This window comes from Halorarum sp. SLYT50 (assembly GCF_059821265.1).
Map to the genome: position 1 here is coordinate 794,087 of NZ_CM187555.1, position 24,685 is coordinate 818,771.

General features: G+C 71.9%; 27 protein-coding genes. 14 read left to right on the forward strand and 13 right to left on the reverse strand.

The genetic code is table 11. The features are described from left to right. Nucleotides 1–59: 59 nt before the first annotated feature. The gene (locus AC6RUA_RS04175) at nucleotides 60–482 is read left to right on the forward strand and encodes a CoA-binding protein (RefSeq protein WP_499814682.1); all 423 of its coding nucleotides are present in this window, start codon (nucleotides 60–62) and stop codon (nucleotides 480–482) included. Nucleotides 483–513: 31 nt separating this feature from the next. On the opposite strand, the gene AC6RUA_RS04180 is transcribed toward AC6RUA_RS04175, so the two are convergent. Then, nucleotides 514–1,494 carry a PLP-dependent cysteine synthase family protein gene (locus tag AC6RUA_RS04180; protein WP_499814683.1) on the reverse strand — a complete coding sequence of 327 codons (981 nt, stop codon included), beginning with the start codon at nucleotides 1,492–1,494 and terminating at the stop codon, nucleotides 514–516. A gap of 104 nt (nucleotides 1,495–1,598) precedes the next feature. Beyond that, on the reverse strand, nucleotides 1,599–1,943 hold the full coding sequence (locus AC6RUA_RS04185; protein WP_499814684.1) for a DUF5798 family protein: 345 nt from the start codon (nucleotides 1,941–1,943) through the stop codon (nucleotides 1,599–1,601). A gap of 108 nt (nucleotides 1,944–2,051) precedes the next feature. Between AC6RUA_RS04185 and surE the strand changes: the two genes are divergently transcribed. Then, nucleotides 2,052–2,861, forward strand: a complete 810-nt coding sequence (surE, locus tag AC6RUA_RS04190; protein WP_499814685.1) for a 5'/3'-nucleotidase SurE — start codon at nucleotides 2,052–2,054, stop codon at nucleotides 2,859–2,861. A gap of 55 nt (nucleotides 2,862–2,916) precedes the next feature. Beyond that, nucleotides 2,917–3,048 carry a hypothetical protein gene (locus tag AC6RUA_RS04195; RefSeq protein ID WP_499814686.1) on the forward strand — a complete coding sequence of 44 codons (132 nt, stop codon included), beginning with the start codon at nucleotides 2,917–2,919 and terminating at the stop codon, nucleotides 3,046–3,048. 46 nt (nucleotides 3,049–3,094) lie between these two features. Here the strand turns inward: AC6RUA_RS04195 and AC6RUA_RS04200 are convergent, their stop codons facing one another. The 4 genes from AC6RUA_RS04200 to AC6RUA_RS04215 form a co-directional block, all read right to left on the reverse strand. Continuing rightward, a complete protein-coding gene (locus AC6RUA_RS04200; RefSeq protein ID WP_499814687.1) occupies nucleotides 3,095–3,787 on the reverse strand; it encodes a competence/damage-inducible protein A in 693 nt (230 codons plus the stop codon). A 79-nt stretch (nucleotides 3,788–3,866) separates the two neighbouring features. Beyond that, nucleotides 3,867–4,658 carry a DUF5803 family protein gene (locus tag AC6RUA_RS04205; RefSeq protein ID WP_499814688.1) on the reverse strand — a complete coding sequence of 264 codons (792 nt, stop codon included), beginning with the start codon at nucleotides 4,656–4,658 and terminating at the stop codon, nucleotides 3,867–3,869. Then, on the reverse strand, nucleotides 4,655–5,326 hold the full coding sequence (locus AC6RUA_RS04210; RefSeq protein ID WP_499814689.1) for a DUF2110 family protein: 672 nt from the start codon (nucleotides 5,324–5,326) through the stop codon (nucleotides 4,655–4,657). Before AC6RUA_RS04210 ends, AC6RUA_RS04205 begins: the two co-directional genes overlap by 4 nt. Nucleotides 5,327–5,329: 3 nt before the next feature. Continuing rightward, nucleotides 5,330–5,869, reverse strand: a complete 540-nt coding sequence (locus AC6RUA_RS04215) for a transcription factor (RefSeq protein ID WP_499814690.1) — start codon at nucleotides 5,867–5,869, stop codon at nucleotides 5,330–5,332. Nucleotides 5,870–6,065: 196 nt separating this feature from the next. Between AC6RUA_RS04215 and AC6RUA_RS04220 the strand changes: the two genes are divergently transcribed. Continuing rightward, a complete protein-coding gene (locus AC6RUA_RS04220) occupies nucleotides 6,066–6,656 on the forward strand; it encodes a DUF6517 family protein (protein WP_499814691.1) in 591 nt (196 codons plus the stop codon). A 50-nt stretch (nucleotides 6,657–6,706) separates the two neighbouring features. Here AC6RUA_RS04220 and AC6RUA_RS04225 read toward each other — a convergent pair whose 3' ends face one another. Genes AC6RUA_RS04225 through AC6RUA_RS04235 form a run of 3 tightly spaced genes read right to left on the reverse strand, consistent with a single transcriptional unit; the run spans nucleotide 6,707 to nucleotide 8,695 of the window. After that, nucleotides 6,707–7,507 (reverse strand): transcriptional regulator TbsP domain-containing protein, encoded by an 801-nt coding sequence (locus AC6RUA_RS04225; RefSeq protein ID WP_499814692.1) that lies wholly within the window; start codon nucleotides 7,505–7,507, stop codon nucleotides 6,707–6,709. Between the two features lie 25 nt (nucleotides 7,508–7,532). Continuing rightward, the gene (locus tag AC6RUA_RS04230; RefSeq protein WP_499814693.1) at nucleotides 7,533–8,288 is read right to left on the reverse strand and encodes a methyltransferase domain-containing protein; all 756 of its coding nucleotides are present in this window, start codon (nucleotides 8,286–8,288) and stop codon (nucleotides 7,533–7,535) included. Beyond that, a complete protein-coding gene (locus AC6RUA_RS04235) occupies nucleotides 8,285–8,695 on the reverse strand; it encodes a nascent polypeptide-associated complex protein (protein WP_499814694.1) in 411 nt (136 codons plus the stop codon). The genes AC6RUA_RS04230 and AC6RUA_RS04235 overlap by 4 nt, the downstream gene beginning before the upstream one ends. A gap of 144 nt (nucleotides 8,696–8,839) precedes the next feature. On the opposite strand from AC6RUA_RS04235, the gene AC6RUA_RS04240 reads away from it, so the two are divergent. Then, nucleotides 8,840–9,637, forward strand: a complete 798-nt coding sequence (locus tag AC6RUA_RS04240) for a creatininase family protein (protein WP_499814695.1) — start codon at nucleotides 8,840–8,842, stop codon at nucleotides 9,635–9,637. 194 nt (nucleotides 9,638–9,831) lie between these two features. On the opposite strand, the gene AC6RUA_RS04245 is transcribed toward AC6RUA_RS04240, so the two are convergent. Further along, nucleotides 9,832–10,488, reverse strand: coding sequence for an O-methyltransferase (locus tag AC6RUA_RS04245; RefSeq protein WP_499814696.1), 657 nt, complete (start codon nucleotides 10,486–10,488; stop codon nucleotides 9,832–9,834). A gap of 211 nt (nucleotides 10,489–10,699) precedes the next feature. On the opposite strand from AC6RUA_RS04245, the gene AC6RUA_RS04250 reads away from it, so the two are divergent. Then, a complete protein-coding gene (locus tag AC6RUA_RS04250) occupies nucleotides 10,700–11,056 on the forward strand; it encodes a GNAT family N-acetyltransferase (protein ID WP_499814697.1) in 357 nt (118 codons plus the stop codon). A 70-nt stretch (nucleotides 11,057–11,126) separates the two neighbouring features. Here AC6RUA_RS04250 and AC6RUA_RS04255 read toward each other — a convergent pair whose 3' ends face one another. After that, entirely contained in the window at nucleotides 11,127–11,582 is a 456-nt protein-coding gene (locus AC6RUA_RS04255; RefSeq protein ID WP_499814698.1) for a transporter, read from the reverse strand. Between the two features lie 126 nt (nucleotides 11,583–11,708). Between AC6RUA_RS04255 and AC6RUA_RS04260 the strand changes: the two genes are divergently transcribed. The 5 genes from AC6RUA_RS04260 to AC6RUA_RS04280 all read left to right on the forward strand — a co-directional run bounded on the left by AC6RUA_RS04260 (nucleotide 11,709) and on the right by AC6RUA_RS04280 (nucleotide 18,468). Then, nucleotides 11,709–13,394 carry an acyl-CoA mutase large subunit family protein gene (locus AC6RUA_RS04260; protein ID WP_499814699.1) on the forward strand — a complete coding sequence of 562 codons (1,686 nt, stop codon included), beginning with the start codon at nucleotides 11,709–11,711 and terminating at the stop codon, nucleotides 13,392–13,394. Between the two features lie 80 nt (nucleotides 13,395–13,474). Further along, on the forward strand, nucleotides 13,475–13,858 hold the full coding sequence (gene mce / locus AC6RUA_RS04265; RefSeq protein ID WP_499814700.1) for a methylmalonyl-CoA epimerase: 384 nt from the start codon (nucleotides 13,475–13,477) through the stop codon (nucleotides 13,856–13,858). Nucleotides 13,859–13,993: 135 nt separating this feature from the next. Then, nucleotides 13,994–15,412 (forward strand): FAD-binding oxidoreductase, encoded by a 1,419-nt coding sequence (locus tag AC6RUA_RS04270; protein WP_499814701.1) that lies wholly within the window; start codon nucleotides 13,994–13,996, stop codon nucleotides 15,410–15,412. 79 nt (nucleotides 15,413–15,491) lie between these two features. Continuing rightward, nucleotides 15,492–17,231, forward strand: a complete 1,740-nt coding sequence (menE, locus tag AC6RUA_RS04275; protein WP_499814702.1) for an o-succinylbenzoate--CoA ligase — start codon at nucleotides 15,492–15,494, stop codon at nucleotides 17,229–17,231. Between the two features lie 76 nt (nucleotides 17,232–17,307). Next, a complete protein-coding gene (locus tag AC6RUA_RS04280) occupies nucleotides 17,308–18,468 on the forward strand; it encodes an acyl-CoA dehydrogenase family protein (protein ID WP_499814703.1) in 1,161 nt (386 codons plus the stop codon). 49 nt (nucleotides 18,469–18,517) lie between these two features. Here the strand turns inward: AC6RUA_RS04280 and AC6RUA_RS04285 are convergent, their stop codons facing one another. Further along, the gene (locus AC6RUA_RS04285; protein WP_499814704.1) at nucleotides 18,518–19,900 is read right to left on the reverse strand and encodes an MFS transporter; all 1,383 of its coding nucleotides are present in this window, start codon (nucleotides 19,898–19,900) and stop codon (nucleotides 18,518–18,520) included. Nucleotides 19,901–20,225: 325 nt separating this feature from the next. On the opposite strand from AC6RUA_RS04285, the gene AC6RUA_RS04290 reads away from it, so the two are divergent. Further along, nucleotides 20,226–20,639, forward strand: a complete 414-nt coding sequence (locus tag AC6RUA_RS04290) for a ribbon-helix-helix domain-containing protein (protein ID WP_499814705.1) — start codon at nucleotides 20,226–20,228, stop codon at nucleotides 20,637–20,639. A gap of 128 nt (nucleotides 20,640–20,767) precedes the next feature. Further along, nucleotides 20,768–22,501, forward strand: coding sequence for a P-loop NTPase family protein (locus AC6RUA_RS04295; protein ID WP_499814706.1), 1,734 nt, complete (start codon nucleotides 20,768–20,770; stop codon nucleotides 22,499–22,501). Nucleotides 22,502–22,523: 22 nt separating this feature from the next. Here AC6RUA_RS04295 and AC6RUA_RS04300 read toward each other — a convergent pair whose 3' ends face one another. After that, nucleotides 22,524–23,288: a DUF2797 domain-containing protein gene (locus AC6RUA_RS04300; protein ID WP_499814707.1), complete on the reverse strand. Its 765-nt coding sequence runs from the start codon at nucleotides 23,286–23,288 to the stop codon at nucleotides 22,524–22,526. 136 nt (nucleotides 23,289–23,424) lie between these two features. On the opposite strand from AC6RUA_RS04300, the gene AC6RUA_RS04305 reads away from it, so the two are divergent. Then, nucleotides 23,425–24,576, forward strand: a complete 1,152-nt coding sequence (locus AC6RUA_RS04305) for a S8 family peptidase (protein WP_499814708.1) — start codon at nucleotides 23,425–23,427, stop codon at nucleotides 24,574–24,576. The last annotated feature ends 109 nt before the right edge of the window (nucleotides 24,577–24,685 follow it).

Consider the following 24,685-nt stretch of genomic DNA (forward strand, 5'->3'; position numbering starts at 1 on the left):
CGGGTCGCGACGCCCGGTCGCGCCGTGGTCCTTATCGACGCCGCGAGCGAAGAGGGGGCATGCCCATCACCGACGACGACGGACTGCGCGACCTGCTCTCGCTCGACCCCGTGGCCGTCATCGGCTGTTCGAGCACGCCCGGCAAGGACGCACACGAGATTCCGAAGTACCTCCAGAGCCACGGCTACGAGGTCGTCCCGGTGAACCCGTACGCCGACGAGATACTCGGACGGGAGGCGTACGACTCGCTCGCGGACGTGGAGGAGGACGTCGCGCTCGTGGACGTGTTCCGTCCCAGCGACGAGGTCTCGGGTATCGTCGACCAGGTCACAGAGCGGACGGAGAGCCGAGGGGACGTGCAGGGAATCTGGCTCCAGCTCGGCATCACCGACGACGACGCGCTCGCGCGGGCCGAGGCGGCCGGCCTGAAGACGACGCAGGACAAATGTATCAAGGTCGAACACGCCCGGCTGCTCGGGTAGCGCGCCGACCGTACCGGACGCGCACGCGCCGCTACCCCTCCCACTCGGCGAACGAGCGGTACACGCCCTTCGAGAGGTAGCGCTCGCTCGAGTCCGGGAACACCGTCACGACGGCGTCGTACGGCGCGTCCACCCGGCCGTCGCGTATATCGCGGGCGACCGCACGTGCCGCGAGGCTGTTGGCGGCCGAACTCGAAGCGACCAGCTGTCCCTCCTCGGCCGCGAGCCGCTGCATCTCGGCGTGCGTCTCCTCGTCGGGGACCGTCCTGAGGTCGTCCACCAGGTCGGGGTCGAACAGTTCGTTCGTGGCGACGTCGTGGGTGCCGATGCCCTCCGTCTTGTACTCCCCCTCCTCGGTCTCCTCGCCGAAGAAGTCGCCGTACGTCGACCCCTCGGGCTGGACCGCGACGACGTGCGTGTCGGGGTGCCGTTCGAGGCCGTACTCCGCGAGGCCCATGAGCGTCCCGCCCGTCCCACAGCCGGCGACGAGCGCTCCCACCCCGTCGTCGAGCGCGTCGTACACCTCGGGGGCGGTGGTCTCGTAGTGCGCCTCCGTGTTGAGCGGGTTGGCGAACTGCTGGGGGACGACGGCGTCGTCGAGTTCCTCCGCGAGCGCGTGCGCCCGGTCGATGGCCCCGCCCATCCCGTCCTCGCTGGGCGTGTTGATGACCTCGGCGCCGAGCGCGCGCATCAACTGCTGTTTCTCGACGCTGAACCGCTCGGGGACGACGAACACGGCGGTCACGTCGAGTTGGCCGGCGGCCACCGCGAAGCCGATGCCCGTGTTCCCCGCGGTCGGTTCGATCACCGTCCCGCCGGGCGCGAGCGTTCCGTCGTCGAGCATCCGTTCGAGCATGTACCTCCCGATGCGGTCTTTCACGGACGCGCCGGGGTTGAACGACTCCAGTTTGGCGTAGACGGGGACCTCGTCGGGCGCGGCGTGGACCCGGACGAGCGGCGTCTCCCCGACGGTGTCGAGCACGGAGTCGAGGGGCTCGCGGTGTGTCGTCACGTCCTCGCAAATGTTGCCCCCGGTTACGTATCTTACCATCTGCCGGGTCCCCTCGACCCGTCCCGAGCGGTGCCGGTCGTCGCGTCGAAGTGGGTCGGGCCCGCTTACGCCCCGTCCGACCGGTCAGTCCGCTCCGTGTTCGGGTCGTCTCGGGGGGCGGTCGCGGTCGTGGGCTCTGCTCCGCCACCGTCGACGTCCGCGCCCGCCGCCGCGCGGTCGACGTCCGCCGTCGCCTCTCCGGGGTCGATACCCTGTTCGCGCGCGAGCGCTTCCACGAGCGCCCGCTGTTCGGCGAGTTCCCCCTCCAGTTCGCCCACCCGCCGGTCCGTCTCGGCCACCGTCTCGCGCATCGCGTTCACCTCGGCGCGCATCTCGTTCACCTTCGTGTACAACTGCTCGGCCAGGTCGGCCAGTTTCTGGACCTTCTTCGCGGTACTGCCGAGTCCCATACGCGTCAGTGAACGCCGGGTCGCCGTGTGTCTTGCGGTGTCTCCGACGCGCGGGGCGTTGGACGCCCACTCGACGCGTTTTTGCCGGCCGCCCGCGACCCCCGGCGCATGGAGACGAGCGGGGAGCCGTGGTTCCTCCTGACGAACGACGACGGTATCGACAGCCCGGGGTTCCGCGCGCTGTACGACGCGCTCGAGGAGGTGGGGGAGGTGGTGGCCGTCGCGCCGGCCGACGACCGGAGCGCCGTCGGGCGGACGCTCTCGAACGAGGTGACCGTGCGCGAGCACGAACTCGGCTACGCCGTCGAGGGGACGCCCGCCGACTGCGCCGTCGCCGGGCTGGAGTCGCTCTGTCCGGACGTGGACATGGTCGTCGCGGGCTGTAACAAGGGCGCGAACATCGGCGCGTACGTCCTCGGCCGCTCGGGCACGGTCAGCGCCGCCGTCGAGGCGGCGTTCTTCGACGTGCCGGCGATGGCCGTCTCGCTGTACGTCCCCGCGGGCAGCGGCACCGACTGGCGCGAGATGGCGACCGAGCGGGACGACTACCGCGGGGCGGTCGCGGCGGCGCGCTACCTCGCCGAGCGCACGCTCGACGCGGGCGTGTTCGAGCGGACGGACTACCTGAACGTGAACGCGCCGTGGTCGGAGGGAGGCACGCCCGCGGGGATGGAGATAACCCGACCGTCGACCGTCTACGACATGACCGCCGAGCGCGACGGCGACACCGTCTCGCTGCGCGACCGGACGTGGGACCGGATGCTCGACGGGAGCCTCCCCGACCCGGTCGGGACGGACCGCCGCGCCGTCGCGGAGGGACGCGTCTCCGTCTCGCCGCTCACCGCTCCGCACACCACGCGGCACCACGAGGCGCTCGACGGTCTCGCCGCAGAGTACGATCGGGCGGTCCGGGAGTGAGCGGCCGGCGGGAGTGGACACGCTTATGTCGGGCGCGAGGGAAGCCCCGCGCGAGATGAACCCCCTGTTGCTCCTCCTGCAGTCCGGCGAGGCCGAGGCGGCGCTCCCGGTGACCGAGACGGCCGCCGTCGTGCTCGTCGCCAGCCTGCTCATCACGGCCGGGTGGCTCGCTCACCTGTACAGCTGACCTCGCCGCGACCGGTCTCCCCCTCCCGACCGACCGGATCCGTGGTTCAGTTCTCAGCCGGGTCGACCCGCTCGCGGAGCCACGTGGCCGCCCGCTCCACCTCGGTCGGGTCGGTGCCGGTCAGTTTCACGCGGACGCCCTCGCCGGGGTACGACCCGACCGTCACGTCGAACTCCTCGCGCAGCGTCGCGAACCGGTCGAGCAGCGTCGACTCGGGTTCGCTCGTCTCGACCGTCTCCGCGTAGCGCTGCTCGCCCGCGAACTCGTCGGCGACGCCGAGGAACATCGCCTGCATCTCCGAGGGGACCCCCGGGAACACGTACACTGCATCCAGCACGCACCCCGGCGCGACGCCCGCCTCGTTGTGCAGTGGCCGCGCGCCGGCCGGGAGGTGTGTCGTCCCCTCGTCGAGGTCGTCGCCCGCGTAGCCGCCGTGCTCGGTGAGCCACGCCAGCGCCTCCTCGTTCGCCTCGAGACCGACGCCGAGGGCGGCGGCGACGCCGTCCATGGTCACGTCGTCGTGAGTCGGCCCGACGCCGCCGGTGACGAGGACCGCGTCGTACGCCTCACGGTACTCCCGGACCACCGCGGCGATGTCGTCGACCCTGTCGGGGACGGTCGTCACCCGCTCGACGTCGACGCCGCGCTCGGCGAGTCGCGCGGCGAGCCACGACGCGTTCGTGTTCACCGTGTCGCCCGAGAGGAGTTCGTCACCGACGGTGACGATGGCGGCGTTCATACCGGCCCGTGGAGTGGGTCGAGAATAAACCCGCGGGCGGACGGGCGCGGCCCCGCCGGGTGGTCTGTCGCCGCGACGGTCAGCGCATCCCCGGCGGTGGTCCGGAGTCGTCGTCCTCGATGTCCACGTCGAGCCCGTACTGTTCGCGGAGTTCGCGGAGTTCCCGTATCTGGCGGCGGTAGTAGAGGAGTCCGCCGACGGCGACGAGCCCGAGTACGCCCGCGAGCGCACCGAGAATCTGCAGGTCGCCGGGCTGGTAGAACTGCACGGACACGTTGTCGGTGGTCACGCTCTCCCACCGGACGTGGACCCGGCTCCGTTCGTCGATGCTCGTCTCGTACCCGCCGGGCGACGCACGGCCGAAGACGGGGAGGCCGATGCGCCGGTTCGGCGGGAGGACGACCTCGTAGGAGCCGTCGACGTACGTCGGCAGGGAGAACCGCTTGGGCGTGCTCCCGGCGGTGAACGCGAGGCGGTCGCCGTCGGCGTCCACCGGGAGGGTGATGGTGACCTCGTCGCGGTTCCTGCTGACGTCGCCGCGCGCCGCGAGCGTCGTCCCGTTGATGACCGTCCCGTTGGGGTACCGGTACCGGACCGCGCGCACGTCGAGGGGGTTCCGCCCGCCGAGTCCGTCCGGTCGGTACAGCGTGACGGTCGTGCCGTTCACGCGGTAGACCGCCTCGAACGTCGAGTCCTGCATGACGGTGATGTGGGCGTCGACGCTCTCGTTCCACTCGTAGTCGCCGCCGGCGGGTTCGCGGTCCAGCCGCTCGTCGGAGATGCCGCCGCCGCCGAAGAAGCCGAGACAGCCGGAGAGCGCGACGAGTCCCACGAGCGCGACGAGCGCGAGGGTGCGGTGGCGCCGGGTCACGGGATGACGGCTTTCAGCTCCGCGGGGAGGTAGCTTCCGATGGCGGCGAGCAGTCCCGGCGGGTCGGTCCCTTCCGCGCAGACGATGCTCTGCTCCAGCAGGCCGAGGCGCTCGACGGTCACGATGTCGCGCGCGTGACCCGCGCGGTTCACCGTCGCGCGGACCTCGCCGCGGGTGGCGCTGTTGACGTTGACGCGACCGGTGCCGCGGGTCCAGTCGTACAGCCGGTCGCGCTCGGCGTCCGCGAGTTCGTTCGGGCCGTCCGCGTGGTAGACGAACCGGAGCGGCAGGTGCTGGACGAGGCCGAACCGGTCGCGGACCTGCGGGGGCGAGCCGGCGCCGAGCCCGAGTTCCGACCCCGGGACTCGGACCTCGCGGCCGGCGTCGAGGGTGAACCCGTCTTCGTCCCACCCCTCGAGCGTCCCCCGGTACGTCTCGCCGTCGTCGAAGTGGTCGGTCACCTCACCCCACCGCTCGCGGAGGACGTTCCGCGCGACCGTCTCGTCCTCGCCCGACACCGTGACGGAGACGAACTCGTCGCGCCGGACGCCGACGTCGTACTCGACGGCCAGGTCGCCGACGTCGTTCGCGACGAGCGAGGTCATCCCGTCGAGCGCGCGCCCGCGCGCCTCGCCGTCGACGTAACACTTGGTTGCGAGGACGACCATCGACTACGCCTGCGCCTCGGGCCCGTCGGGGTCGACGTTGAGTTCCTCGCGGAGCTGGTCGATGCGCCACGACAGCGCCTCCACCAGCCGGCTGTTCTCCATCGACTCCAGGGGGGACCCGCACTCGGGGCACTCGAAGCCGAACTCCATCGCCTCCTCGAACTCGAACCGGATGGAGTCCACCTCACAGAGGTAGAACTGGTGGTCCGACTCGTACTCCTCGCGCTGCTCGAGCCCCTCCAGCAGGCGGTGCATCTCCTCCTCGAGGTTCTCGGGGACGTTGTCGTACTGGAACGTCCACAGGTAGGTGAGCCAGCCCGAGTCCTCGTCGCGGACCCGGCGGTACGACGCCAGGTCGTTCTCGTAGAGGATGAAGAGCGCGCGCCGCACGTCGTTGAGTTCGAGTCCCAGCTCCTCCGCGAGTTCCTCGTCGGTGACCTCCCCGTCCGGCGGGGCGGCCGCCACGGGCATGCCGGTCGGGCCGACGAGCTCGTGGAGGTACTTCTGAATCACCGGGTCCTCCAGCAGTTCCTCAAAAGCCATTGTGGAGAGTCGGGTGGCGAGTCGTTTAAAATCACCGAATGCGCCGACGCAGTCCGGCGCGCCGACGCGGCGAACGTCCCCCGCGCGGCCGAGTGTGGCGCACGCGACAGCGGCACGAGCGCGGCGGTCGCCCGCCCCGCTCCTGGCGTATCCGGCCTGCCGGGGAGTTATGCCGCTCGCGGCCGTTGTCCGTTCGATGCCACCCAGCCCCCCACCGGTGCCGACGGAGGCGCTCGACGCCGGCGGCTGGCGCGAGGTCGAGCGGGCGAGCGACACGGCGTTCGACGCGGGCGTCGTACGCGTCGAGACGAACACCGTCGTCTACGAGGACGGGCGGCTCAGGGACCGGGTGCGGGAGGCGACCGGGCTGGACTACCCGTGGCGGTTCTTCGTCGCCAGCCGGCTGGAACTCCGACCGAGTACGCCCCCCTCGCGGACGCTGAGCTCGTTCCTCGCCGAGCGCGCCCAGTCCGGGTTCGCGGGTCGGCTCGAGGACCGCGGCCTCTCCGAGGTCCGTCGGACGGAGCGGCGCTCGCTCGACGTGGCCGGCGAGGCGGCGCGGGCCGCCGGCTACGATGCGCTCTGTCGACTCGACGGCGCGAGCGTCCGCGTCCGCGGCTGGGTCGCCGTCCGCCCCGCCGACCGGTCGTACCTGCTCGTCGGTGGCGCGTACCCGACGGCCGTCCGCGAGTCCGCGACCCCCGGCGTCGCGGACCGACTCGCCGCCGAGTTCGACGCCGAGCGCTTCGAGGCGGAGCTGTTCGACCTGATTCGCGCGACCGAGTGAAGGGGAGGCAGTGCGGAGCGACGGGGGGAGGTGACGAACGGGCGGGCCGGCTACGCCGACTCGGCGAGTCGGTCGCGCGCCGTCGCGACGAGGTCGGCGGGCGAGAGGTCCGCGAGCGCGTCGTCCGCGAGCACGAGTCGCTGGCGCGGCCGACCGACGCCGCCCGGGACGCGCCGGGTCTCGACCAGTCCGGCGTCGACGAGCCTGTTCTTCGCCCGGGCGATCTCGGTCCGGCTGGAGAAGTCGATGTCCCGGGCCCACTCGCCCAGTTCCATCGACAGCACGCCGTGGCGGGCACCCACGAGCGCGCAGAGCGCGACCGGGTCGAGCGGGCCGTCTTCGCGGAGCGACTCCGCGCTGTCGAGCGCGGCCGCCAGCGTCTCGCCCGCCTCCGGCCACTCCTCGCGGAGCGACGCCACGAGGAGCGAGCGGGGCGGGACCGCGAGCGAGAACGGTTCTCCGGTCGACCAGCGGTCCTCGTTGGCGCGGCGGACCGACGCCACGGTCCCCGCATCGGTGACGCGAACCGCCTCGATGCGGTCGCCCACCGTCACGTGCGCGTACGCCGCGTCCGACCCGACCGTGAGACTCTCTTCGAGCGCCGGGTGCGTCCGGAGGTCGAGACGGCCGTCGGCGACCGCGTCGGCCGCGCCGGTCGCCGTGAGAAACTCCGCGAAGGCCTCGGCGGCGGCCGCGTCAGAGAGCAGGAGCCGCGCCCTCCCGCCGCGGGAGTAGACGGCGTCGACGACCGCGCGGACGAGACGAGGCGGCGGCCCGACGACGAGCGGGTCGGCGACCCCGAGCAGCCGCTCGACGAGCGGTCGGTCGGTAGCCGGTCGGGAGGCGGTCACATCTCTTCTCGGATATGACGCTCCTTTAATTTTTGCCCACTGACCGACCGAACGTCAGGTAGCCGGTGTGACCCACCCCGGCGGTGCTGGGTCGTGTCCCCCGTTCGTCCACGTTGAGTTCCCGCTGGATGGTCTCGAGCGTCTCCACGCCCCGGAGTCCGGCCGCTCGTGCGGTCTCCTCGGCGGCGCGGGCGTCCTCGACGAACGGGGCGTACACGGCGCAGTAACCGCCGGCGGCGAGGAGGTCCGGCGCGCGTTCGACGACGGCGGTCGCGTCGGCCGTGTCGAGCGTCAGGAGGTCGAACGGTCCCTCCGCGGTCAGGTCGTCGAGGGCCGCGAGCACGTCGCCCGCGCGCACCTCGACGCGGTCGGTCACGCCCGCGAGCGCCATGTTCTCGCGGGCGACGGCGGCGAAGTCGCGGTCCCGTTCGTAGGTGGTCACTCGCGCGCCGAGGCGACCGAGGTAGCCCGCGAGCACGCCGGTCCCGGTGCCGGCGTCGAGCACGCGGTCGCCCGACTGCGCGCCCGTGTGGCCGACGACGAGACCGACGTCCCGGGGCATCATCGGCGCGCCGGTCCGCTCGAAGTGCGCGAACAGGTCCGGGCCGCGGAGCGCGCGGACGCGGAACGTCTCGCCGAGGTGGGTGTCGAGTCGGTCGCCCGAGGCGGCGTCCTCGGGGACGGTGAGCACGCCGAGGTCGGTCTGGAGTTCCTCGCCCGGGGTACGGACGTACTCGCGGTCGGACGCCTCGTGGACGAGGAGGACGGCCGCGCCGCTCACTCCAGCCGCGAGATGGCCGCCGCGAGGTCGCCGTCCTCGGCTTCGAGCGCCTCGCGCGCGGCGGACTTGCTCACGCTGGCGCGCGTCGCGACGAGTTCGACGTCCTCCTCGGGAATCTCCGTCTCGCCGGCGTCACCCTCGTCGTCCGCCGCCTCTCCGGCGCTCTCGACCGCGGTCGCGTCGTCGGAGCCGCCCTCGCCGCGGGGACGCGACTCGGGGTTGCCGACGACCTGGTACGTCTGCTGGCCCTGCGCGTCCATGCGCGTGACCTCCGCGCCGTCGAAGACGAGTTCCTCGTCCGCGGTGCGGATGATGACCTCCTCGGCGTCGAGTTCGGTCACGTCGATACCCATCTGCTTCATCATCTGTTCCATCTTCCGCGGGTTCATGCCGCCTCCACCGAACATACGCGGGGAGTCGCGGGCGCGGAGCAAAAGGGTGGCGAACTCCCGGGGTGCCGGCGGCGGTATCGGCGCGGGAGGGTTCGGAACCGCGCGCGAACGCACCACCGCTTCCCGCCCTTTCATGCGCCGGCCCCGCACAGTACCGGCGTGTACCTCGCAGACCAGACGTGGCCCGAACTGGGCGAGTACGTCGCCGAGGAGTCGCTCGCCGTCGTCCCGCTCGGGTCGACCGAACAGCACGGCCCGCACCTGCCGCTGGCGACCGACTACCTCATCGCCGAGGCGCTCGCGCGCGCGGCGACCGACCGGACGGGTCACCTCTGTACCCCGCCGGTCCGCATCGCCGTCTCCGAACACCACCGCCAGTTCCACGGGACGATGTGGGTCGACCCCGAGGTGTTCCGCGACTACGTCGAGAGCTTCACCCGCAACCTGACGTACCACGGCGTCGACCGCGTGGTGTACGTGAACGCCCACGGCGGGAACGTCCAGCACCTCCGCGAGGTGGGGCGGCGACTCCGGCGCGACGAGGCGGCGTACGCCGTCGAGTGGATGTGGGACGAGTCCATCCCGGACCTCGTGGACGAGGCGTTCGAGCAGAACGGTCCGCACGGCGGGCCGAAGGAGACGGCGATGGTGATGCACATCGCCGGGGAACTCGTCCGCGAGGGCGAACTCGACTCGGCCCACGAGGGCGGCCGGGCGACGCTCGCACCCGCCGAACTGCGGACCGCCGGCTCGCGGACGTTCTACGACGCCATCGACAACTCGGGGAACGGCGTCTTCGGCGACCAGACGGACGCGACGCCCGAGAAAGGGGCGGAGCTGTTCGAGGCGGCGACCGAACAGCTAGTCCAGCTAGTGGAGTGGATCGACGGCCAGCCGTTCGCGGACCTGATGCCGAAGCCGCACGTCGACCCCCAGCCCGGGAGCCGGCGGGAGTAGTCGGCGCTGCGAGTCCCCGGGAGTCACCCCGAGCGAGTGGCCGACCCGGTGGTCGAGGGGGGCGAGCAGGCGACGCACGACTCCCCCCGACGCTGCGTCGCACAGCCGCGGACGCCGGGGAGCGAACAGTCAGCGCACGCGGCGGATGGTCCCCCTCTCGCTCATAAACCCTCGTCTCGCCGGTCGTCTCCTCCTCACGCCACCTTGGTGCTGACGGCGAGCCCCGACCCGACCGGGAGGACGAGCGTCTCGAACTCGTCGGTCCGGACGGCGTCGAGGTAGTCGGCGATGCCGCGCGACGACTCGTCGTCGGCGTCGATGGCGCCGCGTTCGCCCTCGAGGTGCGCGAGTACGTCGTCGAACTCGACGGGACCGCGCATGATGTTGTCCGCCGCGACGACTCCGCCGTCGCGGAGTTTGGGCTCCACCGCGTCGAGCGCCTCGGCGTACCGCTCCTTCTGGTGGTCGACGAGGACGACGTCGAACGGGCCGTCGTAGCGCTCGACCGTCTCCAGGGCGTCCCCCTCCTCGAACGAACAGCGGTCCGCGAGCCCGGCGTCTGCCATGAACTCCCGTCCCTTGTCGAGTTCGTCGGCGTCGAACTCCGTGAGCACGACGTGGTCGGCGCCGCCCCGGAGGAACCACGAGGCGGAGTAGCCGAACCCGGAGCCGAACTCGAACACCGTCCCGGCACCCGTGAGCCGCGCGAGCAGGCGGAGCACGGCCCCCGACTCGGGGCCGATGTTCGGGAAGCGGTGCTCGGCGGCGAAGTCGGCCATGCGCTGCTGGACCTCGGTGTGTTCCGGCCCGGCGGCGCGGACGAATCGCGCGACGTCGTCTGGAAGAACCATGGCGGGGGGTACCCACGCTCGCCACTTAGCTCCCGTCCCTCCGTCGAGAGCGGAGCGGAACGGAGCGGGACGGGTCGCCGCGGGTCCCGGACCGGACGGCGTGCCACACCGGCGGTACCGTTTAGGCGGGGGGGACGCACGCGTCACCGTGACCGAGACGCGGGTCGCGGAAGTGACGACGGACGAGGGGTGAGCGGCGGCGGTCCCGCTGTTGCGCCAACTGTGGACCGACGCGGACGAGGCGTTCGTCCGGGCGTGGCGCGAGGAGGAGGACTACCGGCTGCTCGGACTGTTCGAGGGCGACGCGCTGGTCGCCGTCGCCGGGGTCTCCCTCCAGCGGGTCCTCCACCACGCCCGCCACGCCTGGATTCACGACTTCGTGGTCGACGCCGACCGCCGCTCGGAGGGGCTCGGCTCTGAACTGCTCGCCGGCGTGGAGTCGTGGGCGCGCGAGCGCGACTGCGAGTACGTCGCGCTGGCGAACCGACTCGGTAACGAGGAGGCGCTCGCGTTCTACGAGGACAACGGCATGGAGCGGTGGGGGTACGTCGTCGAGCGAGAGCTCTGAGCGGTCTCGGGCGTCCGGGGCGCGACCCGTGACCTGACGGGACGAGAGTCGACGTCACCGGCCGGTCGCCTCACAGCGGCGGCGCGGCGAGGTAGCCGCCGAGGAGGAGGAGGAGGACACCGACGGCGCTCGCCGCCTTGAGGAGGGTGTCGGCCTCCCGCGCGCCGGTCCGGACCTTGTTCTCGTCGGTGGCGTCGGTGAGCCGGCCCGTCGCCGCCTCGACGAGGCCCGTCATCACGAACCAGAGGCCGAACATCGTGAGCACGAGGTGCCCGCGCGGCGGCGCGAATAGCCCCTCGGCCCCGTACACGGTGGCGGCCATGTACCCCCCCGTCGCGAGGAAGAACAGCGCGCCGACGCGCGTCACCGTCGAGAGCCCCCCGGCGGCCGCGGCGAGCAGGTCCGTCGTGGTGCCGCCGTCCCTGGCGAGCGGGATGACCTTCCACGTCACGAAGACGACTGCGCCGACCCAGAGGCCCGCGAACAGCGTGTGCAGCACGTACGCGGCGGTGAGTGCCAGTGGCATCGTCCGGGGGTGGGCGGGCCGCGTGATAAATCCAGTTCCGGTGTCCGGACCCGTCCTCCCGCCTCTCGCCGGTCGCGCGCCCGGCGACGTCGAACCCTTAAGGGGCGACGTACCGACTCGTACACCATGTTCGACCCCGACGACCTGGCGGCGATCCGCGAGGGGAAACGGGAGTGGGAGGAGGAGACGCTCTCGCCCACGCTGGAGCGGTTCGGGGAGCGGCAGGAGTCGTTCGCCACCGACACGGGCGGCCCCGAAGTCGACCGACTGTACACGCCGAACGACGTGGCGGACCTCGACTACGAGGCGGACCTCGGCTTCCCCGGCGAAGAGCCGTACACGCGGGGGGTCTACTCCACGATGCACCGCGGCCGGCTCTGGACCATGCGCCAGTACGCCGGGATGGGCACGGCGAGCGAGACCAACGAGCGGTTCCGCTACCTCATCGACCAGGGGTCGTCGGGGCTGTCGATGGCGTTCGACCTGCCGACCCAGATGGGGTACGACTCCGACGCCGACATGGCCGCCGGCGAGGTGGGCAAGTCGGGCGTCGCCATCGACTCGCTCCGGGACATGGAGCGCGTCTTCGAGGGCATCCCGCTCGACGAGGTGTCCACCTCGATGACCATCAACGCGCCCGCGGCGGTGCTGCTCGCGATGTACGTCGCCGTCGGCGACCGGCAGGGCGTCGACCGCGAGGAGTTGCGGGGAACCGTCCAGAACGACATCATGAAGGAGTACATCGCGCGGAACCTCTACATCTACCCGCCGGAGCCGTCCATGAGACTGATCACGGACATCTTCGAGTTCTGCGCGGCCGAGACGCCGAAGTTCAACACCATCTCCATCTCGGGGTACCACATCCGCGAGGCCGGGTCGACCGCCGCGCAGGAGATAGCGTTCACGCTCGGCGACGGCATCGAGTACGTGAACGCCGCCGTCGAGGCGGGCCTCGACGTCGACGAGTTCGCCCCCCAACTCTCCTTCTTCTTCAACGCCCACAACAACGTCTTCGAGGAGGCGGCGAAGTTCCGCGCGGCGCGCCGGATGTGGGCGAAGATAATGACCGAGCGGTTCGGCGCGGAGCGCCCCGCCTCGAAGCAGTTGCGGTTCCACACCCAGACCGCGGGGTCGATGCTCACCGCCCAGCAGGTGGAGAACAACGTCGTCCGCGTCGCCTATCAGGCGCTCGCGGCCGTCCTCGGCGGCACGCAGTCGCTCCACACGAACGGGAAAGACGAGGCGCTGTCGCTCCCGACGGAGCAGTCGGTCCGGACCGCGTTGCGGACCCAGCAGATACTCGCCCACGAGTCGGGGGCGGCCGACACCATCGACCCGCTGGCGGGGAGCTACTACGTCGAGCACCTGACGGACGAACTGGAGGAGCGCGCGTTCGACCTCATCGAGGAGGTCGACGGGCGCGGCGGGATGCTCGACGCGGTGCGGGACCAGTGGGTCCAGCGCCAGATTCAGGACGTCTCCTACGAGCGACAGCGCGAGATAGAGGAGGGGGAGCGAATCATCGTCGGTGTCAACGAGTTCGAGGTGGACGACGAGGAGGCGCACGTGGACATCGAGGAGGTGTCCGAGGAGGAGGAGCGCGCACAGGTCGAGCGGACCGAGGACGTTCGCGCCGAACGGGACGACGCCGCCGTCGAAGCGGCCCTCGACGCCCTGGCCGACGCCGCCGCGGGCGAGGAGAACGTGATGCCGTCCGTCGTCGACGCGGTGAAGGCGTACGCGACGGTCGGGGAGATATCCGACGTGTTCCGCGAGGAGTTCGGCGAGTGGCAGCCGGGAAGCACGGTGTAGCCCGGCGACCGACCGGAGTCGGTGGGCGAGCGGTCGCGGCGACCCGCTCGGTTTAGGGGGCGGGCGACGAGACGTCCGGTATGCACGTCGACCACGCCGGCATCGCCACCGACGACGCCGCGACCCTCGCCGACCTGTTCGTGGACCTCCTCGGCGTCGACCACGTCCACGAGGAGGAGTTCGACGGGATGACCGTCGTCTTCCTCGACTGCGGGAACGCCTACCTCGAACTGCTCGAACCGCGCGAGGAGGGGTCTATCGCCCGGTACGTCGACCGGAACGGTCCCGGCATCCACCACCTCGCGTTCGGGACCGACGACGTGGAGTCCGCGCTCGAACGCGCCCGCGAGATGGGGGTCGAACTCGTCGACGAGGAACCGCGCCCCGGCGCCTGGGGCCACCGCGTCGCGTTCCTCCACCCGAAGTCGACCGGCGGCGTCCTCGTGGAGTTCGTCGAGCACTGAGCGCGCCGGTGAACGGCGACGCTCGGGGACGACGCCGCGATACGGGAGCGCACGTGTCAGGGGTGGTTTATTATCTCACCGACCGATCGACATGTTGACTCTCGGCTCCACCGGGAATCGCGTTCACACATGTCCATGATCAGTTCACCCCTCGACGAGTCGCTCGTCTCCGACCTCCGCGCCGCGGTCGGCGGCGAGGTAATCGCGCCCGACGACGAGGCGTACCACGACGCCCGCGCCGTCTGGAACGGTCGAATCGACCGGTTCCCCGCGGTCGTCGTCCGCGTCGCGTCGACGGACGACGTCGCCGCCGCCATCCGCTTCGCGCGCGACCACGACCGCCCGCTCGCCGTCCGCGGGGGCGGCCACCACGTCACGGGAAGCGCGGTGGTCGACGACGGCGTGGTGGTCGACCTCTCGGCGCTCACGGACGTCTCGGTCGACCCCGACGCCCGGACGGTCCGCGTCGGCCCCGGCTGCCGAGTCAGCGACGTCCTCTCGGAGACCCGGGAGCACGGGCTGGCGATCACCTGCGGCAGCGCCGCGCACAACGGCGTGGCGGGCTCGACGCTCGGCGGCGCCATCGGCTGGGTCCGCAGGGAGCACGGCCTCGGGGTCGACACGCTCCGCTCCGTCGAGTTGGTCACGGTCGACGGCGAGGTGCTGACCGCCAGCACCGAGGAGAACCCGGAGCTGTTCTGGGGGGTCCGCGGCGGCGGCGCCAACTTCGGCGTCGTCACGAGTTTCGAGTTCGACTGCTTCGAACTCCCCTCCGAGGTGGCGGTCGCCCAGCCCGTTTACGCGGCACCCGACGACGAGACCGTCCGCGTCCTGCTCGGCCAGTACCGCGAGTACGTCTCCGACGCTCCCCGCGAGGTGACGTCGATGGCCATCGTGACGTCGGTCCCCCCGCTCCCGTTCGTCCCCCAGGAGGTTCACGGCGCGCCCGTGGTCATGTTCTACGCGGCGTACGCCGGCGACCCCGCCGAGGGCGAGGAGGTCATGCGCCCGCTCCGCGAGATGGGTGACGGTGGGCCCACCATGGACATGAGCGCACGGCTGCCGTTCCTCGCGGTCCACGAGATAGCCAACGAACTGTTCCCCGTCGGGAACCGCTACTCGTGGCACTCGCTGTACGCCGACGAGCCGTCGGACGACCTGCTCGACCGAGTGACCGCGAACGCGGGTGCGCGTCCCCCGGGCGAGGCGAGCATCGAACTGTGGCACCTCGGCGGCGCCGTGAGCGACGTCGCCCCGGACGGGAGCGCCTACGCGCACCGGGACGCGGAGTTCCTGGTCAACGTCGGCGCGACGTGGCGCGACCCCGCCGAGGACGAGGCACACCTCTCGTGGGCGGAGTCGTCGTGGCGCGACCTCCGCGAGTCGCCGGCCACACGGGAGGCGTTCTACCCCGGCTTCCCGGGGTTCGTCGAGGGCGAAGAGCGCGCCCGGATGGCGTACGGCGACAACCTCGACCGGCTGGCGGAGCTGAAGGCGGAGTACGACCCCGAGAACCTGCTCCACAGCAACCTCAACGTCACGCCCGCCCGCTGAGTCCGCCGAGCGTCGGCCCGCTCGCGGGCGGAGCCCACGAGGCGGAAGAGTAGTAAGGCTGCCGGGCACCCGGACGGGTATGCGCGACTGGCTCGCCCACCGGGTGGCCGCCACGCCGGACGCCGAGGCGCTCGTCGCCGCCCGGTCCGGTCGGACGTGGACGTACGCGGAACTGGACGAGGCCGCCGACGCGGTGGCCGGTCGGCTCGCGGGGCTGGGCGTCGAGGCCGGCGACCACGTCGCCGTCGTCATGCGCAACCGCCCACAGTACGTCACGCTCCTCCACGCGGCGATGCGGGTGGGCGTCAGGCTGGTCCCCCTCTCGAGGGCGCTGACCGCGGCCGAACTCGGGCCGCAGGTGGCCCGCGCGGACGCCACTCTCCTCGTCTGCGGCGCCGACACCGAGCAGGTGGCCGTCGAGGCGACGGGCGGTGCGGGCGAGGAATCCGACCCCGGTCGGACGGGCGACGACGCGAGCGAGACGCCCGACCGCGCGTCGCCGCCCGTTCCGGTCGTCTCGGTGGACGACCCGCAGTGGGAACGCGTCGCGCACCTCCGCTCCGCCTCGGAGGAGCCGTTCGACCCCGCGACGTGGACTCGCGCGGACCCGCTCGTCACGCTGTTCACCTCGGGGTCGACCGGGAGCCCGAAACCCGTCGTGCTCACGATGGGGAACGTCCTCTCCTCGGCCGTCGCGTCGGCGTTCCGCCTCGGCGTCACGCCGGAGGACCGCTACCTCGCGACGCTCTCGCTCCACCACACGGGCGGCATCATGCCGCTGTACCGCGCGACGCTGTACGGGACGAGCGTCGTCCTGCGCTCGGGGTTCGACCCCGGCGACGCCGCCGACGACCTCCGGAAGTACGAGGTGACGGGGGTCTCGCTCGTTCCGACGATGCTCCGGCGGATGCTCGACGCCCGCGGCACGCTCTCGGACTCGCTGCGGGTCGTCCTGCTCGGGGGCGCGCCGGCCCCGGACGACCTCGTCGAGCGCTGTCACGACTACTCGATTCCGGTCCACCCGACGTACGGCATGACCGAGGCGGCCTCACAGATAACGACGGCCACGCCCGAGGAGGCCGAGGGGCACCCGGGGACGGTCGGCCGACCGCAGTTCTGGACGGACCTGACGGTGCGCGACGACCGGGGGAACGTCTGCCCGCCGGGCGAGGCGGGCGAACTCGTGGTGGACGGGCCCTCGGTGACGCCCGGCTACTACGGCGACGCGGCGGCGACCGACGCGGCGTTCGACGAGGGCGGTCTCCACACCGGCGACGTGGGCTACCGCGACGAGGACGGCTACGTCTACGTGTTGAACCGACTCGACGACCGCATCATCACCGGCGGCGAGAACGTCGACCCCGGCGAGGTGGTGGCGGTCCTGCGCGAGCACCCGGGCGTCGCGGACGCGGCCGTCGTCGGCGTCCCCGACGAGGAGTGGGGGGAGCGCGTCGCCGCGCTGGTCGTCCGTGCGGACCCCGACCTGTCGGCCGACGACGTGGAGTCGTTCTGCCGCGAACGGCTCGCCGGGTTCAAACTCCCGCGCGCGGTTCGCTTCCGCGACGACCTCCCGCGGACGGAGACGGGAACGGTCGAGCGGCCGGCCGTCCGCGAGATGCTCGCCGAGAGCGACGGGAGCGACGAGGCGGTCGGGAACGGAGACTCCGAGTCCGACGGCGAGTCGACCGGCGACGGACACGCGCCGCCGGACGGGACGGACACCGGCCGGACGAACGGCGACGACGGGGACGACGAGACGGCCGCCGGCGGGGCGAACGACGCGACGGACGGCGACGGGCCGGACGACACGGAGGAGTGAGCGGGAGTCGAGTAAACCCGCTCCCACCCGTCCGGGGTTTCACGGCCGTTATAGTCCGCTACCGTGATAGGGGACCATGAGCACGGACCTCGACCTGCTCGACGAGTCGGTCGTCCCCGAACACGCCCGCGGCGTGAAGCGGGAGGCGCGCGAGTTCGCCGCCGAGCACATCGAACCGGTCGCCGATGAGGCGTTCCGCGCGGGCGAGTACCCGTGGGACGTCCTCGAGGCGGGGCAGGACGCGAAGCTGGTCGGCCAGGACATCCCCGAGGAGTACGGCGGCCGCGAGTTCGACCTCCACCAGATGCTCGCCGTCGCCGAGGAGTTCTACCGCGCGGACGCCGGCATCGGCCTCACGCTGATGCTCGCGTCGTTCGGCAACGAACTCGTCTACAAGTACGGCTCCGACGCCCAGAAGCAGGAGTACCTCCCGCCGGTCGCCGCGGGCGAGCAGATATCCGGGCTGGCGGTGTCGGAGCCCCAGACGGGGTCGGACCTCGCCGGGATGACGACGTCGGCCGAGGAGGTCGAGGGGGGGTACGAACTCAACGGCGAGAAGTACTGGGTGGGCAACGCCGTCGAGGCGGACTGGCTGACGGTGTACGCGAAGACGGCCGACCGGGAGGACCGCTACGGAAACTACTCGCTGTTCGTCGTCGAGACCAGTCGGGAAGGATACGAGGCAGAACACATCCCCGAGAAGATGGGGATGCGCGCGTCCAAGCAGGGCCACATCGTCTTCGACGACTGCTTCGTCCCCGAGGAGAACCTCGTCGGCGCGGAGGGGGGCGGCTTCTACGCGCTCGCGGACTTCTTCAACCACGGCCGGGTCGTCGTCGGCGGGCACGGACTCGGCCTCGCGGCCGCGGCCATCGAGGAGGCGTGGGCGTTCGTCCACGACCGCGAGGCGTTCGCCCGGAAGGTGTCGGAGTTCCAGTCGGTCCAGCACGACCTGGCGAACATGCGCACGGAGTTCGAGGCGGCCCGCGCGCTCAACTGGCGCGCCGCCGAGAAGGTCGAGACCGGCGAGGACGCCGGGCTGTGGGCCGCGATGGCGAAACTGAAGTCGACCGAGACGGCCGTCGACTGCGCCGAGCGGGGGATGCAACTCCACGGCGGCCGCTCCATCCTCACCGACCGCCGCATCGCGCGGGTGTACCGCGACGCGCGCATCCCCGTCATCTACGAGGGCGCGAGCGAGATACAGCGCAACCTCGTCTACCGGCAGAGCAGGTAGGCGGCTCCGACCGCTCGCGCCGGGGGGCGGCGGGCGTCGACCCGCCGCTTCAGTCCGCGCCCGTCGCGTCGACGTACGCGCCGTTCTCCTCGGGCGTCACCGACCGCTCCAGCGCCGCCAGCGCGCCGACGAGCAGCGCGCAGACCGCCACGAGCGTCGGCCAGAGCAGCGTCGAGAGGCCGTAGTCGAAGAACAGTCCGCCGGCGAACGCGCCCAGTCCGGTCCCGAGCCGCTTCGCCGTCTCCAGCACCGACAGCTGGGTTCCGCGTTCGGCGGCCGTACCGAGGTCTGACATCAGCGCCGAGGCGAGCGGCGAGTGGAGTATCTCCCCGAGCGTCCGAATAACGAGGTGACCGCCGACCAGCCCGACGCCGAGCAGGACGACCGGCGTCAGCAGGCCCCCCCCGTCGGGGACGACGAGCGCGTCTGCCCCCCACGCCGACAGCATCGAGACGGCCCAGAGGCACGCCGACACCATCAGCCCGCGGGTGCGCCGCCAGTCGTCGATGGCGCTCACGAGCGGCAACTGGAGGACGACGATGGTGAGCGGGTTCAACACGTACAGGGTCCCCAACTGGGAGGCGGTGAGGTCCAGTCCCCGTTTCGCGACGACCGGGACGGTCGTCTGCATCTGCGCGTACATCACCGCGAAGCCGAGGTTCACCGCCGCGAGCGCGAGCACGCGCGGACGGGTCGCCGCGCGCCACCACGCCGCGAGCGACCCGGTCACGGCGGCCGACCCGGAGTCGGACGCGTCGTCGGTCCCGCTCTCCGTCGTGCCGTCCGCCTCGCCCGCGCCGGCGACGCGGGGGACGAACAGCAACAGGACGACGGCGACCACCCCGGAGGTCAGCCCGTCGCCGACGAACACCGCGACGTTCGCCACCGAGTAGAGCAGGCCGCCCACGACGAACCCGACGCCGAACCCGGTGTTGTTCGCCACCTTCAACAGCGCGTACCCCCGGTCGCGCTCGGCGTCGTCGGTGAGGTCGGCGGTCATCGCGGACGCCGCGGGGGTGTACAGCCCGCCGACCAGTCCCGAGGCGACGCAGACGCCGACGAACGCGAGTCCGAGTCTCGAGACGCCGGCGACTCCCGCGACGCTCGCCGGGACGGCCGCCGCGAGGGCGGGGACGAACGCGAACGCGGCGAGCGCGAACGCCGACAGCGCCATCGACGCGACCATCACCGGCTTTCGCCCGACTGCGTCCGCGAAGTAACCGCCGACGACCGTGCCGAGTGCGGTGGTGACGCTCTTGGCCCCGAGACCGAGTCCGACGACGGCGAGCGCGATGCCCACCTCGAAGTGGAAGTGCACGGTCGCGAAGGGGTACACCAGCCCCGCGCCGAACACGTTGATGAGTTGACCGAGCGCGACGACGTAGACGGCGCGGTCGAACCCCCGGACGGCGTCGAGCGACGGACGCTTCACGCACCGTGGTCGGGGGCGGTCGCACCTGAACCGTCCGGTTCCGGCGCGGCCGACCGGAGAGAGGAGGCGCGGCGACGACGACACGGGCGACCGAGGAGACGCCCGCTGGTTCGACTCGGGGCAACGTCCCGCGTGCGTCGGACGCTCCGCGGGCGTTCGACGGGATAATTATCGCTATTCAGGAAAGTAGTACTATCATACCTCCTCCGGAGAGAAACCGTAACGCGTGCTTAAACGAGGGAAGACGGAGTGAATCGGTTCCCGGCCGCCGCCCAAAAGTTCTATACCCTGCGACTGGTAGAGAGTACGAAAGGAGCGGAATCGCATGGCAAAGGACACCGTCCGATACCCGGACGCCGTCGTCGACGAGATCGACCGGCTGGTCGAGAACGGCGTGTTCGAGAGCAAGTCCGAGTTCTACCGCTTCTCGGCCGAGTACGTCCTCGCCATCGTCAGCGACGACTGGGAGCCCGAGACGTTCAACTACGGGGAACTCCGGGACGAACTCGACCTGAAGGAGGAACCGGTGCTCATCGGCGCCGACGGGGGGCGCGACTTCCTGAACGCGGTCATCACGGTCCGCCAGTACGGCCTCCGCAACGAGTTCGAGGAGGCGGAGGCGTTCATCGACGAGAACTACGACGTCACCGACCGCTCGGGCATGATTCTGGAGGAGTTGCTCCGCGTCTACCGCGACCGGGCGGAGCAGGGCGGGGCGAACGCACAGGGAAGCCCGTAGCCACCGCCCCGCGGAAACGAGAAGACGACGCGTACTCGTCGGGTTCTCGCGACGAGGCGGGCAGGCGGTACCGAACCCACCGGGCACCGTATCGGTAGCGCCAAGCCACCGGGGCCGCACGGACCGGTATGCGACTGGAGGACTACTGGGGCGTCGGTCCGAAGACGGCGGCGACGCTCCGCGACGCGCTCGGGGAGGAGCGCGCCGTCGCGGCCATCGAGTCCGCCGACGTTCGCGCGCTGGTCGAGGCCGGGGTGACGCGCGGCCGCGCGACGCGGGTGCTCCGGCGGGCGAACGGCGGCGCCGGGATGGACCTGTTCGCCACGGCGGACGCGCGCGAGGTGTACGACCGCCTGCTGTCGCTCGCCGCGGAGTTCGCCGTCACCGAACACGCCGCCGACCGGGTGCGCGTGCTCACGCCGCTGACGGCCGACCCGGAGCGCGAGGCGCGCCTCGACGACGTGCTCGAAGCCCGCGACGCGTGGACGGAACTGACGGAGGACGCCCGGGAGGACGTGCTCGCGGCGTTCGAGCGGTACGACGAGGCCGGCGGCACCGACAGGGCGGCCGTCGAGACGGCGCTCGCGCTCCGGGCGGCGGGCCTGCGCGGCGGCACGTTCGCCGCGCTCGACGGCGTCGACGAGGACGCGCTCGCGGACGCGGCGGACGCGCTCGGCGCGCTCACTGACGACGACGGCGTCGCCGCCGGCGCGGACGAGCGACTCGACCGTCTCCGCGAGCGCCGCGACGCCGCGCGGGCGCTCGCCGACTCCGCGTTCGACGTCATCGACGCGGTGCGCGACCGGGGCGCGCGCGACGCCGAGGCGTTCCAGTCCGCGGTCGTGGAGTACGTCGCCGAGCGGACGGACCTCACGCCGGGGCGCGTCCGGTCGGCCGCGCCCGACGAGGCGGTCGACTCGGCCGACTTCGTGAGCGCGACGCTGCGCGACCTCTCGTCGGCTCTCGAGGCGGAGGCGGCCGAGCGCGAGTCGGCCGTCCGGGCGGACCTGGAGGCGGCCGTCGACGCGGCCGGCGGCGACGTCGACGCCGCCGTCGACGCCGTGGGGGACATCGCGTTCCTGCTCTCGCTCGCGCGCTTCGCCGTCGAGTACGACCTGACGCGCCCGGAACTCGGCGCGGACGGCGTGGCCGTGCGCGGGGCGCGGAACCTCTTCCTCCCGGGGACGGTCGAACCGGTCACGTACGCCGTCGGTGACCACTCGCTGGGCGGGTCGATCCCGACGGGCGACCGGGTGGCGGTGCTGACGGGCGCGAACTCCGGCGGGAAGACCACGCTCTTAGAGACGCTGTGTGGCGTGGTCGTCCTGGCGTCGATGGGGCTGCCGGTCCCGGCCGAGGCGGCCGTCGTCGGCCGGTTCGACACGGTCGTCTTCCACCGCCGGCACGCCTCGTTCAACGCCGGCGTGCTGGAGGCGACGCTGAAGTCCATCGTGCCGCCGCTGTCGGGCGAGGGTCGGACGCTCATGCTCGTCGACGAGTTCGAGGCCATCACCGAACCGGGGCGCGCGGCGGACCTGCTGAACGGACTCGTGGAGTTGACCGTCGAGCGGGGTGCGCTCGGCGTGTACGTCACCCACTTAGCGGACGACCTCTCGCCGCTCCCGGACGCCGCCCGCATCGACGGTATCTTCGCCGAGGGGTTGACCGAGAACTTGGAGCTAGAAGTGGACTACCAGCCCCGGTTCGGTACGGTCGGCCGCTCGACGCCGGAGTTCATCGTCTCGCGGCTGGTGGCGAACGCCGCGGACCGCTCGGAGCGTGCCGGGTTCGAGCGGCTGGCGGCCGCCGTCGGCGAGGAGGCCGTGCAACGGACGCTCTCGGACGCGGAGTGGGGCGGCTGAACGGGAGCGGTCGCCTCGGCGCTCACCCGAACGCGCCCAGGCTCGACTGCAACTGCCGGTCCCCGCCACCGGATTCCACCTCGTAGCCGACGAGTTCGCGCATGTCGACGGCGTACGTCGTCCCCGCGTTCTCCAGCACCAGCACGCGCCCCTTCGTGCCCACGATATCGCCGCTCGCCAGCGTCTCGGCGACCGGCCGCTCAGAGAGGTCGAGACCGTACTCGAAGGCGAACGTCTCCAGCGGGTCGAACCCCGCCAGCAGGTCCGCCCACGCGTCGTCGTCCACCGCCTCGCCCAGTCCCTCGACTTTCGTCGGGACGCGCACCCGGTCGGGAATCTCGTCGGCGAGACCGGCCTCTATCTCGCGGGCGATGCGGCCGTTCGCCACCGTCCGGAGGTGCGCGCCCCGGTCGGCGCCCTGTTCGCGCAGGCGGGTGTCGAGGCGCCACTCCTTCGTCACGCCAACCTTGAACGTGGCCGGCGCGAACGCCGCGAGGTACACCGCGTGGTCGTCGAAACAGTCCATCTCGTCTTTCAGGCACGTCCCGGTACACCGCGCGCACACCCACGTCGACTGGTGGTCGGGGCAGTACGGGGCCGCCTCGGCGGGGCACGTCCGGTGGACGCCCTCGTGGACGGTGCCCGCGCAGTGGCGTCTCCCGAGCGACCAGTCGAGTCGCTCGCCGGGGTCGAGCGGAACCCGCTCGACGTCCGTCTCCCCGCGTCCGCCGGCGCCGTCGCCGACGAACAGCGCACCGGCCGACGCCTCGTATCCGACGACCTGCACACCACTGGATAGCCGGCGCGCGGCTTTAGGCGTGTCCATCGCCTCACACCAGTTCGAGACAGTTTTCACTGATTTCCATGCATGGTTTCAATATCCTGCAGAAGATTCAAACGTGTGGGTCGTGGAGACGAGTGGCATGGACGACGGCGACGGCACGACCCGACGGAACGTACTGAAACTGACGGGCGGGGCGGTCGGCGGACTCGGACTCGTCGGCACCGCGTCGGCCGGCGCGGGGGGCGGCGGGTCGACCGTCGAGGTGAACGTCGGGTACGGCGCCGAGAGCGGGCGCCGGGCGGCGAAGGCCGCCGCGTCGGCCGTCGTCAGGGAGTTCGGCTTCGACGCGCTCACGCTCCGGGTGGACGAGCACGCGGTCGGGGGGCTCCGCCGGCGGCCCGACGTACGGTACGTGGAGGAGAACGGGACGATGCACGCGTTCGCCCAGCGGCTCACGTGGGGGGTCGACCGGGTGGACGCGGACGTGGCGACGGCGAACGGGTCGACCGGCGCGGGCGCCGACGTCGCCATCCTCGACACCGGCATCGACTCCGACCACCCGGACCTCGTCGGCAACCTGGGGGCCGGGAAGGCGTACGTGAAGTCGCGCGGCCCGTACGCCGAGGCGTGGGACGACGACAACGACCACGGCACCCACTGCGCCGGCATCGCGAGCGCGGTGAACGACACCGCGGGCGTGCGCGGCGTCTCGACGGAGGCGACGCTGCACGCGGTGAAGGTGCTCGACAAGCGCGGGTCGGGGTCGTACTCGGACATCGCCGCCGGCGTGGAGTACGTCGCCGACCAGGGGTGGGACGTCGGGTCGATGAGCCTCGGGGCCTCCACGGGGTCTCAGACGCTCCGCGACGCCTGCCAGTACGCCGTCGACCGCGGGGTCGTCCTGGTCGCCGCCGCCGGCAACGACGGCCCGTGTTCCGACTGCGTCGGCTATCCGGCCGCCTACCCGGAGACGATGGCCGTCTCCTCGTCGGCCCCGGACGACTCGCTGTCGGGGTTCTCCTCGACCGGCGACCCGGTCGATATCATCGCACCCGGGACCGACGTCTACTCGACGGTCCCGGGCGGGTACGACACCTTCTCGGGGACGTCGATGGCGACGCCACACGTCGCCGGCGCGGCCGGTCAACTCGCCGCCGCCGGCGGGAACGGCTCCGGCATCCGGACGACGCTGACGGACAGCGCGGAGGACATCGGTCTCTCGGCGGCCGAGCAGGGCGCCGGTCTGCTCGACGTGGCCGCCGCGCTCGGGTACGACTCCTCGGACGACTGAACGGCCGCGAACGCGACGGCCTGACACGGAGCGAACTGACCGCGGACGCGGCCGGCGGCGAGGGCGACCGCCGTGGCCGTCGTGGTTATCATCCCGGTCGCGAAACCCA

What these genes read in the sequence shown, in the direction of transcription:
- AC6RUA_RS04200 (WP_499814687.1), bottom strand. Translation starts at nt 3,787, where the DNA reads ATGAACGCCGCCATCGTCACCGTCGGTGACGAACTCCTCTCGGGCGAC.
- AC6RUA_RS04305 (WP_499814708.1), top strand. Translation starts at nt 23,425, where the DNA reads ATGGACGACGGCGACGGCACGACCCGACGGAACGTACTGAAACTGACG.
- AC6RUA_RS04270 (WP_499814701.1), top strand. Translation starts at nt 13,994, where the DNA reads ATGATCAGTTCACCCCTCGACGAGTCGCTCGTCTCCGACCTCCGCGCC.
- AC6RUA_RS04290 (WP_499814705.1), top strand. Translation starts at nt 20,226, where the DNA reads ATGGCAAAGGACACCGTCCGATACCCGGACGCCGTCGTCGACGAGATC.
- AC6RUA_RS04295 (WP_499814706.1), top strand. Translation starts at nt 20,768, where the DNA reads ATGCGACTGGAGGACTACTGGGGCGTCGGTCCGAAGACGGCGGCGACG.
- menE (WP_499814702.1), top strand. Translation starts at nt 15,492, where the DNA reads ATGCGCGACTGGCTCGCCCACCGGGTGGCCGCCACGCCGGACGCCGAG.
- AC6RUA_RS04215 (WP_499814690.1), bottom strand. Translation starts at nt 5,869, where the DNA reads ATGGCTTTTGAGGAACTGCTGGAGGACCCGGTGATTCAGAAGTACCTC.
- AC6RUA_RS04220 (WP_499814691.1), top strand. Translation starts at nt 6,066, where the DNA reads ATGCCACCCAGCCCCCCACCGGTGCCGACGGAGGCGCTCGACGCCGGC.
- AC6RUA_RS04245 (WP_499814696.1), bottom strand. Translation starts at nt 10,488, where the DNA reads ATGGTTCTTCCAGACGACGTCGCGCGATTCGTCCGCGCCGCCGGGCCG.
- AC6RUA_RS04255 (WP_499814698.1), bottom strand. Translation starts at nt 11,582, where the DNA reads ATGCCACTGGCACTCACCGCCGCGTACGTGCTGCACACGCTGTTCGCG.
- AC6RUA_RS04185 (WP_499814684.1), bottom strand. Translation starts at nt 1,943, where the DNA reads ATGGGACTCGGCAGTACCGCGAAGAAGGTCCAGAAACTGGCCGACCTG.
- AC6RUA_RS04280 (WP_499814703.1), top strand. Translation starts at nt 17,308, where the DNA reads ATGAGCACGGACCTCGACCTGCTCGACGAGTCGGTCGTCCCCGAACAC.
- AC6RUA_RS04210 (WP_499814689.1), bottom strand. Translation starts at nt 5,326, where the DNA reads ATGGTCGTCCTCGCAACCAAGTGTTACGTCGACGGCGAGGCGCGCGGG.
- AC6RUA_RS04175 (WP_499814682.1), top strand. Translation starts at nt 60, where the DNA reads ATGCCCATCACCGACGACGACGGACTGCGCGACCTGCTCTCGCTCGAC.
- AC6RUA_RS04235 (WP_499814694.1), bottom strand. Translation starts at nt 8,695, where the DNA reads ATGTTCGGTGGAGGCGGCATGAACCCGCGGAAGATGGAACAGATGATG.
- AC6RUA_RS04260 (WP_499814699.1), top strand. Translation starts at nt 11,709, where the DNA reads ATGTTCGACCCCGACGACCTGGCGGCGATCCGCGAGGGGAAACGGGAG.
- surE (WP_499814685.1), top strand. Translation starts at nt 2,052, where the DNA reads ATGGAGACGAGCGGGGAGCCGTGGTTCCTCCTGACGAACGACGACGGT.
- mce (WP_499814700.1), top strand. Translation starts at nt 13,475, where the DNA reads ATGCACGTCGACCACGCCGGCATCGCCACCGACGACGCCGCGACCCTC.
- AC6RUA_RS04195 (WP_499814686.1), top strand. Translation starts at nt 2,917, where the DNA reads ATGAACCCCCTGTTGCTCCTCCTGCAGTCCGGCGAGGCCGAGGCGGCG.